The 13,523-nt window shown below is 45.9% G+C and carries 8 protein-coding genes, 6 tRNA genes and 3 rRNA genes; 14 read left to right on the forward strand and 3 right to left on the reverse strand.

Annotated features, from left to right (window positions below):
- The first annotated feature begins 166 nt into the window (after nt 1–166).
- From AC3IPL_RS01745 to rocF, 10 genes are all read left to right on the forward strand, one after another.
- Nucleotides 167–1,721, forward strand: a 16S ribosomal RNA gene (locus tag AC3IPL_RS01745).
- Nucleotides 1,722–1,940: 219 nt separating this feature from the next.
- Nucleotides 1,941–4,865 (forward strand): 23S ribosomal RNA (locus AC3IPL_RS01750).
- A 119-nt stretch (nt 4,866–4,984) separates the two neighbouring features.
- Nucleotides 4,985–5,099 (forward strand): 5S ribosomal RNA (rrf, locus tag AC3IPL_RS01755).
- Together the 16S, 23S and 5S rRNA genes with 6 tRNA genes alongside form the textbook arrangement of a ribosomal RNA operon.
- Nucleotides 5,100–5,112: 13 nt before the next feature.
- Nucleotides 5,113–5,187, forward strand: a tRNA-Asn gene (locus AC3IPL_RS01760).
- Between the two features lie 9 nt (nt 5,188–5,196).
- Nucleotides 5,197–5,268 (forward strand) — tRNA-Glu (locus AC3IPL_RS01765).
- A gap of 3 nt (nt 5,269–5,271) precedes the next feature.
- Nucleotides 5,272–5,347, forward strand: a tRNA-Val gene (locus AC3IPL_RS01770).
- Between the two features lie 26 nt (nt 5,348–5,373).
- Nucleotides 5,374–5,457 (forward strand) — tRNA-Tyr (locus tag AC3IPL_RS01775).
- 4 nt (nt 5,458–5,461) lie between these two features.
- Nucleotides 5,462–5,536, forward strand: a tRNA-Gln gene (locus AC3IPL_RS01780).
- Between the two features lie 3 nt (nt 5,537–5,539).
- Nucleotides 5,540–5,612: transfer RNA gene (locus AC3IPL_RS01785), tRNA-Lys, on the forward strand.
- 189 nt (nt 5,613–5,801) lie between these two features.
- A complete protein-coding gene (gene rocF, locus AC3IPL_RS01790) occupies nt 5,802–6,707 on the forward strand; it encodes an arginase (RefSeq protein ID WP_489241341.1) in 906 nt (301 codons plus the stop codon).
- Nucleotides 6,708–6,763: 56 nt separating this feature from the next.
- On the opposite strand, the gene AC3IPL_RS01795 is transcribed toward rocF, so the two are convergent.
- Complete coding sequence (locus AC3IPL_RS01795; protein WP_489241342.1) at nt 6,764–7,207, reverse strand: ArsR/SmtB family transcription factor; 444 nt, start codon at nt 7,205–7,207, stop codon at nt 6,764–6,766.
- A 208-nt stretch (nt 7,208–7,415) separates the two neighbouring features.
- Between AC3IPL_RS01795 and AC3IPL_RS01800 the strand changes: the two genes are divergently transcribed.
- From AC3IPL_RS01800 to glmM, 4 genes are read left to right on the forward strand one after another with little or no spacing between them, the layout of a single operon-like run.
- On the forward strand, nt 7,416–8,684 hold the full coding sequence (locus AC3IPL_RS01800; RefSeq protein ID WP_489241343.1) for a helix-turn-helix domain-containing protein: 1,269 nt from the start codon (nt 7,416–7,418) through the stop codon (nt 8,682–8,684).
- 30 nt (nt 8,685–8,714) lie between these two features.
- Nucleotides 8,715–9,527, forward strand: coding sequence for a diadenylate cyclase CdaA (gene cdaA, locus AC3IPL_RS01805; protein ID WP_489241344.1), 813 nt, complete (start codon nt 8,715–8,717; stop codon nt 9,525–9,527).
- Nucleotides 9,514–10,452 carry a CdaR family protein gene (locus AC3IPL_RS01810; RefSeq protein WP_489241345.1) on the forward strand — a complete coding sequence of 313 codons (939 nt, stop codon included), beginning with the start codon at nt 9,514–9,516 and terminating at the stop codon, nt 10,450–10,452. The genes cdaA and AC3IPL_RS01810 overlap by 14 nt, the downstream gene beginning before the upstream one ends.
- Nucleotides 10,453–10,478: 26 nt before the next feature.
- On the forward strand, nt 10,479–11,822 hold the full coding sequence (gene glmM / locus AC3IPL_RS01815; protein WP_489241346.1) for a phosphoglucosamine mutase: 1,344 nt from the start codon (nt 10,479–10,481) through the stop codon (nt 11,820–11,822).
- A gap of 135 nt (nt 11,823–11,957) precedes the next feature.
- Here glmM and AC3IPL_RS01820 read toward each other — a convergent pair whose 3' ends face one another.
- Both AC3IPL_RS01820 and AC3IPL_RS01825 read right to left on the reverse strand, forming a co-directional pair.
- Nucleotides 11,958–13,088, reverse strand: a complete 1,131-nt coding sequence (locus AC3IPL_RS01820; protein ID WP_489241347.1) for a mannitol-1-phosphate 5-dehydrogenase — start codon at nt 13,086–13,088, stop codon at nt 11,958–11,960.
- A complete protein-coding gene (locus tag AC3IPL_RS01825; RefSeq protein ID WP_489241348.1) occupies nt 13,088–13,522 on the reverse strand; it encodes a PTS mannitol transporter subunit IIA in 435 nt (144 codons plus the stop codon). Before AC3IPL_RS01825 ends, AC3IPL_RS01820 begins: the two co-directional genes overlap by 1 nt.
- Nucleotide 13,523 lies beyond the last annotated feature (1 nt).

Genomic DNA, 13,523 nt, shown 5'->3' on the forward strand with positions numbered 1-13,523 from the left:
TGCAGCGGGATAATGAATCTGCTACAATGAGTTTTGAACACTTGAAAAATGAACATTGAAAACTGAATGACAATATGTCAACGTTAATTCCAATAATTTGAGTACTTTAAGTACTTGCTGAAGAGTGATTGGCTCAACCAATCAAAGAGCTTTTATCAAACAAACTATTATGGAGAGTTTGATCCTGGCTCAGGATGAACGCTGGCGGCGTGCCTAATACATGCAAGTCGAGCGGACAGACAGGAGTGCTTGCACTCCTTGAAGTCAGCGGCGGACGGGTGAGTAACACGTGGGTAACCTACCTATAAGACTGGGATAACTTCGGGAAACCGGAGCTAATACCGGATAATATGTTTCACCTCATGGTGAAACAGTGAAAGACGGTTTCGGCTGTCACTTATAGATGGACCCGCGGCGCATTAGCTAGTTGGTGAGGTAACGGCTCACCAAGGCGACGATGCGTAGCCGACCTGAGAGGGTGATCGGCCACACTGGGACTGAGACACGGCCCAGACTCCTACGGGAGGCAGCAGTAGGGAATCTTCCGCAATGGACGAAAGTCTGACGGAGCAACGCCGCGTGAGTGAAGAAGGTTTTCGGATCGTAAAACTCTGTTGTAAGGGAAGAACAAGTACGTTAGTAACTGAACGTACCTTGACGGTACCTTACCAGAAAGCCACGGCTAACTACGTGCCAGCAGCCGCGGTAATACGTAGGTGGCAAGCGTTATCCGGAATTATTGGGCGTAAAGCGCGCGTAGGCGGTCTCTTAAGTCTGATGTGAAAGCCCCCGGCTCAACCGGGGAGGGTCATTGGAAACTGGGAGACTTGAGTGCAGAAGAGGAGAGTGGAATTCCATGTGTAGCGGTGAAATGCGCAGAGATATGGAGGAACACCAGTGGCGAAGGCGGCTCTCTGGTCTGTAACTGACGCTGAGGTGCGAAAGCGTGGGGATCAAACAGGATTAGATACCCTGGTAGTCCACGCCGTAAACGATGAGTGCTAAGTGTTGGGGGGTTTCCGCCCCTCAGTGCTGCAGCTAACGCATTAAGCACTCCGCCTGGGGAGTACGGTCGCAAGACTGAAACTCAAAGGAATTGACGGGGACCCGCACAAGCGGTGGAGCATGTGGTTTAATTCGAAGCAACGCGAAGAACCTTACCAAATCTTGACATCCTCTGACAACTCTGGAGACAGAGCGTTCCCCTTCGGGGGACAGAGTGACAGGTGGTGCATGGTTGTCGTCAGCTCGTGTCGTGAGATGTTGGGTTAAGTCCCGCAACGAGCGCAACCCTTATCTTTAGTTGCCATCATTCAGTTGGGCACTCTAGAGAGACTGCCGGTGACAAACCGGAGGAAGGTGGGGATGACGTCAAATCATCATGCCCCTTATGATTTGGGCTACACACGTGCTACAATGGATGGTACAAAGGGCAGCAAAACCGCGAGGTCAAGCAAATCCCATAAAACCATTCTCAGTTCGGATTGTAGTCTGCAACTCGACTACATGAAGCTGGAATCGCTAGTAATCGTAGATCAGCATGCTACGGTGAATACGTTCCCGGGTCTTGTACACACCGCCCGTCACACCACGAGAGTTTGTAACACCCGAAGCCGGTGGAGTAACCTTTTAGGAGCTAGCCGTCGAAGGTGGGACAGATGATTGGGGTGAAGTCGTAACAAGGTAGCCGTATCGGAAGGTGCGGCTGGATCACCTCCTTTCTAAGGATTATACGGAAAAGGAATCCATGAGATTCCTTCGGAATTGACGCTGACATATTGTATTCAGTTTTGAATGTTTATACATTCAGAATGTACCTTGAAAACTAGATAAGCAATGAAGAAGAAAAAGATTTTACCAAGCAATACCGAGTGAGTTCATTTTATGAATTCTTGAAATCGCGCGTCTGCATTCATGCAGACATCACATTATTAATAACAGATTAAGTTATTAAGGGCGCACGGTGGATGCCTTGGCACTAGAAGCCGATGAAGGACGTTACTAACGACGATATGCTCTGGGGAGCTGTAAGTAAGCTTTGATCCAGAGATTTCCGAATGGGGAAACCCAGCATGAGTCATGTCATGTTATCCATATGTGAATACATAGCATATGAGAAGGCACACCCGGAGAACTGAAACATCTAAGTACCCGGAGGAAGAGAAAGAAAACTCGATTCCCTGAGTAGCGGCGAGCGAAACGGGAAGAGCCCAAACCAGAGTGCTTGCACTCTGGGGTTGTAGGACACTCAATACGGAGTTACAAAGGAACAGTTTAGACGAATGATTTTGGAACAATCAACCAGAGAAGGTAAAGGTCCTGTAGTCGAAAAGCTGTTCCCTCCTGAGTGGATCCTGAGTACGGCGGAACACGTGGAATTCCGTCGGAATCCGGGAGGACCATCTCCCAAGGCTAAATACTCTCTAGTGACCGATAGTGAACCAGTACCGTGAGGGAAAGGTGAAAAGCACCCCGGAAGGGGAGTGAAATAGAACCTGAAACCGTGTGCTTACAAGTAGTCAGAGCCCGTTAATGGGTGATGGCGTGCCTTTTGTAGAATGATCCGGCGAGTTACGATTTGATGCAAGGTTAAGCAGTGGATGCGGAGCCGCAGCGAAAGCGAGTCTGAACAGGGCGAATGAGTATCAGGTCGTAGACCCGAAACCAGGTGATCTACCCATGTCCAGGTTGAAGTTCAGGTAACACTGAATGGAGGACCGAACCGACTTACGTTGAAAAGTGAGCGGATGAGGTGTGGGTAGCGGAGAAATTCCAATCGAACCTGGAGATAGCTGGTTCTCTCCGAAATAGCTTTAGGGCTAGCCTCGCATGATGATTACTGGAGGTAGAGCACTGTTTGGACTAGGGGCCCCCCTCGGGTTACCGAATTCAGACAAACTCCGAATGCCAGATAATTTAATGCGGGAGTCAGACTGCGGGTGATAAGGTCCGTAGTCGAGAGGGAAACAGCCCAGACCACCAGCTAAGGTCCCAAAATATATGTTAAGTGGAAAAGGATGTGGCATTGCCCAGACAACTAGGATGTTGGCTTAGAAGCAGCCATCATTTAAAGAGTGCGTAATAGCTCACTAGTCGAGTGACGCTGCGCCGAAAATGTACCGGGGCTAAACATATTACCGAAGCTGTGGATTGTCCTTACGGACAATGGTAGGAGAGCGTTCCAAGGGCGTCGAAGCATGACCGCAAGGACATGTGGAGCGCTTGGAAGTGAGAATGCCGGAGTGAGTAGCGAAAGACGGGTGAGAATCCCGTCCACCGATTGACTAAGGTTTCCAGAGGAAGGCTCGTCCGCTCTGGGTTAGTCGGGACCTAAGCCGAGGCCGACAGGCGTAGGCGATGGATAACAGGTAGATATTCCTGTACCACCTAAGATTGTTTGAACGATGGGGGGACGCAGAAGGATAGGCGATCGTACTGTTGGTTATGTACGTCCAAGCATCAAGACTGAGCATCAGGCAAATCCGGTGCTCATCAAGGTTGAGATGTGACGGGGAGCGAAATTATAGTAGCGAAGTCGTTGATTTCACACTGCCAAGAAAAGCCTCTAGTTAGAAATTAGGTGCCCGTACCGCAAACCGACACAGGTAGTCAAGATGAGAATTCTAAGGTGAGCGAGCGAACTCTCGTTAAGGAACTCGGCAAAATGACCCCGTAACTTCGGGAGAAGGGGTGCTTTTTAGGGTGCAAGCCCTGAAGAGCCGCAGTGAATAGGCCCAAGCGACTGTTTATCAAAAACACAGGTCTCTGCAAAACCGTAAGGTGACGTATAGGGGCTGACGCCTGCCCGGTGCTGGAAGGTTAAAAGGAGTGGTTAGCATCTGCGAAGCTACGAATTGAAGCCCCAGTAAACGGCGGCCGTAACTATAACGGTCCTAAGGTAGCGAAATTCCTTGTCGGGTAAGTTCCGACCCGCACGAAAGGCGTAACGATTTGGGCACTGTCTCAACGAGAGACTCGGTGAAATCATAGTACCTGTGAAGATGCAGGTTACCCGCGACAGGACGGAAAGACCCCGTGGAGCTTTACTGCAGCCTGATATTGAAATTCGGCACAGCTTGTACAGGATAGGTAGGAGCCTTTGAAGCGTGAGCGCCAGCTTACGTGGAGGCGCTGGTGGGATACTACCCTGGCTGTGTTGACTTTCTAACCCGCACCACTTATCGTGGTGGGAGACAGTGTCAGGCGGGCAGTTTGACTGGGGCGGTCGCCTCCTAAAGAGTAACGGAGGCGCTCAAAGGTTCCCTCAGAATGGTTGGAAATCATTCGCAGAGTGTAAAGGCACAAGGGAGCTTGACTGCGAGACCTACAAGTCGAGCAGGGTCGAAAGACGGACTTAGTGATCCGGTGGTTCCGCATGGAAGGGCCATCGCTCAACGGATAAAAGCTACCCCGGGGATAACAGGCTTATCTCCCCCAAGAGTTCACATCGACGGGGAGGTTTGGCACCTCGATGTCGGCTCATCGCATCCTGGGGCTGTAGTCGGTCCCAAGGGTTGGGCTGTTCGCCCATTAAAGCGGTACGCGAGCTGGGTTCAGAACGTCGTGAGACAGTTCGGTCCCTATCCGTCGTGGGCGTAGGAAATTTGAGAGGAGCTGTCCTTAGTACGAGAGGACCGGGATGGACATACCTCTGGTGTACCAGTTGTCGCGCCAGCGGCATAGCTGGGTAGCTATGTATGGACGGGATAAGTGCTGAAAGCATCTAAGCATGAAGCCCCCCTCAAGATGAGATTTCCCAACTTCGGTTATAAGATCCCTCAAAGATGATGAGGTCAATAGGTTCGAGGTGGAAGCACAGTGATGTGTGGAGCTGACGGATACTAATCGATCGAAGACTTAATCAATTTAAGAAAAGCGAAGGCAAGCGGAAAGACAGCGCAGCTGGACAAACAAAGATTATCGGCATTGCCGGTTGAATCTCTTCTTCATGCCTATCTAGTTTTGAGGGTATATTCCCCGTCTGTCTGGTGACGATGGCAGAGAGGTCACACCTGTTCCCATACCGAACACAGAAGTTAAGCTCTCTAGCGCCGATGGTAGTTGGACTGACGTCCCGTGAGAGTAGGACGTTGCCGGGCAGATTTTTATTTATCCACAGTAGCTCAGTGGTAGAGCTATCGGCTGTTAACCGATCGGTCGTAGGTTCGAGTCCTACCTGTGGAGCCATTTTTTTTTGGCCCCTTGGTCAAGCGGTTAAGACACCGCCCTTTCACGGCGGTAACACGGGTTCGAATCCCGTAGGGGTCATACGGAGGATTAGCTCAGCTGGGAGAGCATCTGCCTTACAAGCAGAGGGTCGGCGGTTCGATCCCGTCATCCTCCACCATTTAAATAACTTACATATTAAAAGCTGGAGGGGTAGCGAAGTGGCTAAACGCGGCGGACTGTAAATCCGCTCCTTCGGGTTCGGCAGTTCGAATCTGCCCCCCTCCACCATTATTGGGGTATAGCCAAGCGGTAAGGCAACGGACTTTGACTCCGTCACTCGTTGGTTCGAATCCAGCTACCCCAGCCATTAGAGCCATTAGCTCAGCTGGTAGAGCATTTGACTTTTAATCAAAGGGTCAGAGGTTCGAATCCTCTATGGCTCATAATGAAACCCTTGTCTTCGGACAAGGGTTTTTTGTTGTATTATTCTAGTGTGAATGGCTATTCGCTATATTCCATAAAAATACATTTTATTCACTCATGCATAAAATTATTGAATATTCCAATAGAGTGCTATAAAATATATCATGTTAGCGCTTTCTTAAACTATTGGAAATAGAGGGGTTATAGTCATGAATAAAACGATTGAAATCATTGGAGCACCATGTGCATTCGGGCAGCGTAAGCTTGGCGTGAACATGGGTCCGGATGCGATGCGCTATGCGGGTTTAGTAGAACGTATTGAAGCGATCGGTCACAATGTAGAAGATAAGGGCAACATCGACAGCCCGATGATAGATATGAAGAAATACCGTTCAGAGCAGGAGGGTGGACTCCGTAATCTTGAAGAGGTCAAAGTATTCTGTGAAACGCTTTGCGATGAAGTAGATCAAACCATCCAGTCCGATAAATTTCCGCTGGTCCTTGGCGGAGATCATTCTATCGCGATAGGTACGATATCCGGTGTGAAGCGCCACTACGATAATTTAGGAGTCATCTGGTACGATGCACATGGAGATTTGAATGTAGCTGATTCTTCTCCGTCAGGTAATATTCACGGGATGCCATTGCGGGCTTTGATTGGTGACGGGCATGAAGACCTGGTCAACATCGGTGGTTATCAGAATAAAGTCAAAGTGGAAAATATCGTCCTCATCGGCATGCGCGATTTGGATGAAGGTGAGAAGCAGTATATTAAAGAAGTGGGCATTAAAACGTACACAATGGCAGATATTGATAAGCTCGGAATGAAGGCGGTCATCGAAGAAACACTCGACTATTTAAAAGATACTGATGGTATTCACTTATCATTAGATGTCGATGCGCTTGATCCCGTTGAAACACCGGGGACGGGGACGACTGTACCAGGTGGTATCACTTACCGCGAAAGCCATCTAGCAATGGAAATACTGCATGGTTCAGATGCCATCACATCTATGGAATTAGTAGAAGTCAATCCACTCATTGATATCAACAACAAAACAGCTGATCAGGCAGTACGCCTGTTAGGTTCGTTCTTCGGCGAAACATTATTATAAGTAAGTCATCAGGCGGATTTCCGCCTGATTTTTTTTGTATTAAAAAACCCAGCTCATTATTCTGAGCTGGGAATTACAGTTACAAGGTAATGGTGATCACTTGATTTTTTGGAGGATTTCTTCAGGAATTTCTTCAAATCCTTCTTAAATTCGGGCAGATCTTCCTGATTCAGCTGCAATTTAAAGGAGAGTGCTTCTTTCTTTGATTCTTCTTCTCGGAACTTAAGTAAGTCAGGGCTCGGAAACAGTTTCTTCGCTGTTGGCGAATAGAACTTCTGGATGATGCTGTGTTTCTGTTCTGTCTTGACCATTTCAATAATGCCGTATTTCTCCAGCTCTCTCAGATGGTAATGAATTTTGGCACGCGGAATTTTTAGTTCATCTGCCAGCTGCTGCCCCGTTTTTTCGCCTTCAGACAGGAGTTCGAGCAGTTTAATTCGAAACGGATCACTGACGCATTTAAGTTGAGCCAGATTATCGATGACCAGGATATCTAACATTGAGCGTCTCCTTTAAATAATTGATACTTCAATTATTACTATTTTTTGGGACTGTGTCAACGGATTACACTAATTGAATGATTTTATCACTAAAAAAAGATTAAATCTATTCTATTTAATCTACTTTTAACATTAATTTAAATCAACTGTGGGTTACATTTCAATGTTAACAAAGTATAATATAATAAAATCTAATGGAGGTCTTGATATGTTAGGACAACGTGTCAAAGAATTAAGAAATGCGGCTAACTTAACACAGCAGCAGTTAGCTGAAGGAATTATATCAAGAACTTACTTAAGTTTAATCGAAAAAAACTCTGTTCACCCGTCGACGAATGTACTGAAGAAACTGAGCGTCAGACTGAATTGTACGCTGGATGATTTCACAACAGCATCTGCTGACAGCAATTTGAGCCTGTTCGATATTAAGAAGGATATCAAAGTCGCAGAAAATCACGTGATGCTGCATGAATTCAACAAGCTTGAAGACTTTCTGATGAAGAATTACGAAACGCTCGATACTATTACAGAATATGAGCGCGGGACGATTCATTGGATCAAAGCAAGTTATTACTTTCATCAGCAGGATTATGATAAATCACGTGAAGAACTGGCAAAGACGATTGGTATTGTGAAAAAACAGAAGGACGTCACGATTTATCTTCGAGCGCTTGTACTGCTCGGTCATGTTGAATGCCAGACAGGTGATACGATGGCAGCTATCCATCAGCTGACGATTGCCAACAACATTACGATATTCGAGAATATCACCAATACGTTACGCGTCACTATTCTTGCAAGACTCGGTGAATATTACAGAATGATCGGTGAGAATTATGTCGCCATCAATTTATGCGAAGATGCCTTGAATTTAAGCAGGAAGCTCAATACGTTCCATTTCGGCTATGAGATTGAGAATACATTAGGGAAAGCTCATCACATCTTGAAACAATATGATGAAGCGGAAATACATGTGCGCCGTGCCATCACCTATTCAGAACTGAAAGGGCCGAGCATTGAACTCGTCGGCGTGAAGACGAACTTTGCCATACTATTAATGGAAGTCAATCGCATTGGTGAAGCGTATGACAACATCAAAGATGCCTATGATATGGTCGAAGCCCACGGATTTGACGTACCATTTGTGATGAATGTGAAACTACGCTACGGCCAAATATTAAGTAAATTTGGCAAGAAGGAAGAAGCCAAAAAGATTGTCAAACAGTTGATAGCGACAGATACATCTGGATTTGCCAATGAGATATTAGGTGATATTGCTTGTCATGAAGGTAACCTGCAGGGCGCACTGACGTATTATACGGAAGCGCTGAAGGGTGATGATTATTCAATATATATCGTTCAGCTCTATCCCAAAATAGCAGAAATCTACAAGCAGCTCGGTCAGATTGACAAAGCTCTTGAATATTACGAAAAAAGTGTTACGGAATACAAGAGTCTTGTTAATGACATGTTATAATATATTTAGCTGAAGTATGGAGGAGATGTAATGCAGTTTTTTGATAACTTAAATACACTCAAAGTTATCACCGGCATTCTGGACCTGCTGATTGTATGGTACGTTCTTTACTTGGTCATTAATGCCATCAAAGGAACGAAAGCAATACAACTGCTCAAAGGAATATTCTTTATTGTGATTGGTAGATTAGTCAGTGACTTACTCGATTTGACGACAACGACGAGATTATTCGATTTTGTACTGGAATGGGGTTTCTTAGCAGTCATTGTAATTTTCCAGCCTGAATTAAGAAGAGCACTGGAACAGCTGGGACGAGGTAGTCTGTTCAAACGGAATGCTTCGAACTTAAAGGTAGATAAGAACAAATTGACAGACGATATGGTCAAATCAGTTCAGTATATGGCAAAACGTCGTATAGGTGCACTGATTGTCATCGAAAAAGAAACAGGTCTTCAAGATTATATTGAAACGGGTATACCGATTTATGCCAACATTTCATCAGAATTACTGATTAATATTTTTATACCGAATACACCGCTGCATGACGGCGCTTTGATCATTCAAGGTGACAAAATAGCTGCTGCAGCGAGTTATCTGCCACTCTCTGACTCCAGCAAGATTCAGAAGAGTCTCGGCACACGCCATAGAGCGGCGATTGGTCTGTCTGAAGTATCAGATGCATTCACGGTCGTTGTGTCAGAGGAGACAGGTGCTATTTCAGTGACTTACAATGGTCGATTACGTAAAGATGTGTCGCTGGAAGTTTTTGAAGCATTATTGACAGAGCACTGGTTCAGTGCACATCTTGATAAGAAAGGTGTGGTGAACGATGCTGGAAACTAAGTGGGGATTACGGCTTGTTTCTTTAGTTCTTGCGTTATTTTTATTTCTATCTGTCAATGACGTCTTCGGTAGTTTCTTTTCGCAGGAACAGTTCAATGAATCAGAGGAAATTGTGATCGAAGATGTCCCGGTTGAAACCATATATGATAAGGACAACCTCTACCTCGCGGGTGCACCGAAGACCATTAACGTCAGAATATCAGGGCCGAATGCCATCGTCAAAAAGACGGAGAGTATGATGGACTTCACCGTGAAGCTGGATATGCGTAACGATACGGTCGGAGATCATAAAAAGCGCTTTGTTGTAGACGGTCTATCTGATAAACTGACTTATGAATTGATGCCGAAGTCAGCGAACGTCACGTTGACCGAGAAGACGAGTGTGACAGAACAAGTAGAAGCGGAAATCAGTGACAGCCGTATCGCGACAGGCTATGAACTGATTGGCCAGGAAGTCGATCCGTCGCAGGTAACCATTACAGGCGGAGAGGACGAAGTCAGCAAGATTGCTTACGTCAAAGCGACGCTTGATAATAAGACTAAGCTGTCAGAGTCAACGACAGAAGAAGCGGAAGTCGGCGTGTTTGATGCTCAGCTGAATAAGCTCGATGTGACTGTCAAACCAGCAAAAGTCAAAATCAACATTAAAGTCGCACCGTCTGCCAAGTCAGTATCCGTTACACCGAAAACAATAGGAAAACTATCGTCAGACTTGAAGCTCAATGATATTACATTATCTGACGATCAAGTGGAACTGTTCGGCAAACGGTCAGTTCTTGACGGTATTGGTAATATGGAAGTAGAAGTGAATCTAGATGATATTACAAAAGACACAGAAATTAAGCAGAAGATTCCTCTTCCGGAAGATGTCACTAAGGCATCACCAGAAGAAGTAACCGTGACAATTGATGTAAGCAAAAAATAATTGGAGTTTAAAAGGAGTTTATAAAAATGGGTAAATATTTTGGAACAGACGGTGTCAGAGGTGTCGCAAACAGCGAGTTAACCCCAGAATTTGCATTCAAGTTAGGACGTTTCGGCGGCTATGTCCTGGCGCATAATGGTCATGACAAACCTACTGTCCTTGTAGGACGAGACACACGTGTATCTGGAATCATGCTTGAATCAGCACTCGTTGCTGGATTGTTATCAACAGGTGCAGAAGTCATGAGACTCGGTGTTATATCAACACCCGGCGTTTCTTATTTGACAAGAGAACTAGAAGCTCAAGCAGGCGTTATGATCTCTGCAAGCCATAATCCAGTACAGGATAACGGTATCAAATTCTTTGGAGCAGATGGATTCAAGTTAAGCGATGATCAGGAGGCAGAGATTGAACAACTGCTGGATGCTGATGATACGCTTCCAAGACCTATTGGAGCAGATATCGGCCGTACTTCAGATTTCTTTGAAGGTGGTAACCGCTATTTAAGCTTCTTGAAATCAACGATTGATGGAGATTTAGAAGGATTGAAGATTGCCCTGGACGGCGCCCATGGTTCAACGTATTCTCTTGCCCCTTATTTATTTGGTGATTTAGAAGCGGATACGGTGACTATCGGCTGTAATCCTGACGGTAACAATATTAACGACGGAGTAGGTTCAACACATCCGGACGCTCTGGCAGAACTCGTTGTGGAATCAGGCAGTGACTTCGGACTGGCATTCGACGGTGACGGTGACCGTCTCATTGCAGTAGACGAAAAAGGGCAGATTGTCGATGGCGACCAGATCATGTTCATCTTGGCACAGGCGATGAAAGCACGTGGTGAACTGAAAGATGATATGGTTGTGTCAACAGTGATGAGTAATCTCGGATTCTATAAAGCACTGGAAGAGCACGGCATCAAAAGTGACAAGACGAAAGTTGGCGACCGCTATGTCGTAGAAGAAATGCGCCGCGGTCAGTATAATCTCGGTGGTGAGCAGTCCGGACATATCGTGATGATGGATTATAACACAACGGGCGACGGCTTATTGACGGGTGTACATTTAGCAGCCATCATTAAAGCATCTGGTAAAACATTAAGTGAGCTTGCAGCACAGATGACGAAATATCCGCAGCGACTAGTCAATATTCGAGTGACTGATAAACATGCAGTCGAACAAAATGAAGATGTCGCTCAAGCGATTCAAGCAGTCGAAACAGAAATGAACGGTGAAGGCCGCGTCCTTGTGAGACCATCAGGAACAGAACCTTTAGTTCGTGTCATGGTTGAAGCTAAAACTGAACAAGATGCAGAACGTTTCGTTAACAGTATTTCAAATGTAGTGAGAGAAAAAATGGGATTATAATGATAGAATGCCCCGCGTGCATGCGGGGCATTTTTTGTGTTGAAAGAATATCAGCCGAATTAGCAGGGCAGGAGAACACCAATACCACACAATCAAAAAAAGTGGCCATCTCATTCATTAGAGGCCACTTAATCATTAATTATTCTCTTTATCAAAAATTAACGCATTGTATTTATGTTCAATTTCTTTTGCCAGATCGCCTTCAACTTTTGCGTATTGTTTCAAAAACTCAGATACGCCTTGTTCTTTGATGAAGTTATTTTTTTCTACTGCTTCTGGATCCATCTCATCAGAATAGCGCAGTAAGTAAGCTGCCATATCAACTAATGCGTCGTGTTTTCTGCTTTCTTTTGCAAGATAAGCAAGTGGTTTCACTACGCGGTCTTCAGGACTGATTTTACGCAGCGGTGAACGGCCAACGCGGTTTAATGCATCAGATAAATATGGATTTTTGAAGCGGCCGATGATCTTTTCAACATATGCTGCCTGTTCTTCAGCAGTGAAGTCATAGACAGTCGTTAAGTAGTCACTTGTTTCAGCAAGCACTGCTTTCAACTGCTGGACAAGCTCTTCATCTTTCATCGCTTCATCTACTGTTGCATAGCCTTTGTAAGTGCCGAAGTAAGCGATGAACGCGTGTCCAGTATTGACCGTCAGTAGTTTACGCTCAATGTATGGATGTAAATCTGACACGTATTTCACGCCGTCAAGCTGATCGCCTGCCCAGGCATCTTCTTCAATGACCCATTCAAAGAACGGCTCCACCATGACGTCCAGTGGATTATCCTGCTTCTGAATAGGGACAATGCGGTCTACGGCTGAATTCGGGAAATGGATATGCTCACCAAGTTCTCCTGAGATAGCCGTGACTGCTGTTTTCAGCTTGTCTGTCGCCATAATCGCATTCTCGCAGGCAACGATGTTCAGCGGTTTGTCAGCTGTACGCTCTGTCAGTGATCCTGCGATGCTTTTAGCGATGATCGGCAGAATGTTGACGCCGACTGCTGTCGTGATTAAGTCTGCGTCTTGAATCGCAGCATTCAGCTTGTCTGTATCTGTCATACTGTTGATACCTTTGACACCTGACACGTGCTGACGAGACTTCGCTTCTTCAGCGATGATGACGTCATATTCCTGTTCTTTGTTGATCAGATCGATCATCTCAGCGTTAACATCGACGAACGTAATGTCATAGCCGTTGTCATACAATACTTTACCGATAAAGCCACGGCCGATATTGCCTGCCCCGAAATGGACTGCTTTCATTACAGTTCGACCTCCCCGAAGATCGCGTTGATTTCATCTGCTGATTGCGCCTGGATGACACGGTCAACGTTCTCTTCATCTGAGAAGACGATAGCGATCTGTGATAATAAGTCTAAGTGGTCGCCGTCTTTACCTGCAATGCCGACTACGACTTTAACTGTGTTGCCGTCCCAGTCAATACCGTCTGGTGCATGTAATAACGTAATGCCTGTTTTAATCACTTCAGTTTTTGCTTCGTCAGTCCCGTGAGGAATCGCCAGGAAGTTGCCCATATACGTTGAAACGATGGCTTCGCGGTCTTTCATCGCCTGGATGTAACCTTCGCCTACTGCACCGACTTCAACTAATTGACGGCCTGCTGCTTCGATGGCTTCTTCTTTCGTTGCGAGCTGCTGGTTCATTAAAATATTTTCTGTTGGGATTAAGTTTGACATG

It is taken from the genome of Macrococcus sp. GL_134, from assembly GCF_057834705.1.

What these genes read in the sequence shown, in the direction of transcription:
- glmM (WP_489241346.1), top strand. Translation starts at nt 10,479, where the DNA reads ATGGGTAAATATTTTGGAACAGACGGTGTCAGAGGTGTCGCAAACAGC.
- AC3IPL_RS01795 (WP_489241342.1), bottom strand. Translation starts at nt 7,207, where the DNA reads ATGTTAGATATCCTGGTCATCGATAATCTGGCTCAACTTAAATGCGTC.
- cdaA (WP_489241344.1), top strand. Translation starts at nt 8,715, where the DNA reads ATGCAGTTTTTTGATAACTTAAATACACTCAAAGTTATCACCGGCATT.
- rocF (WP_489241341.1), top strand. Translation starts at nt 5,802, where the DNA reads ATGAATAAAACGATTGAAATCATTGGAGCACCATGTGCATTCGGGCAG.
- AC3IPL_RS01825 (WP_489241348.1), bottom strand. Translation starts at nt 13,522, where the DNA reads ATGTCAAACTTAATCCCAACAGAAAATATTTTAATGAACCAGCAGCTC.
- AC3IPL_RS01800 (WP_489241343.1), top strand. Translation starts at nt 7,416, where the DNA reads ATGTTAGGACAACGTGTCAAAGAATTAAGAAATGCGGCTAACTTAACA.
- AC3IPL_RS01820 (WP_489241347.1), bottom strand. Translation starts at nt 13,088, where the DNA reads ATGAAAGCAGTCCATTTCGGGGCAGGCAATATCGGCCGTGGCTTTATC.
- AC3IPL_RS01810 (WP_489241345.1), top strand. Translation starts at nt 9,514, where the DNA reads ATGCTGGAAACTAAGTGGGGATTACGGCTTGTTTCTTTAGTTCTTGCG.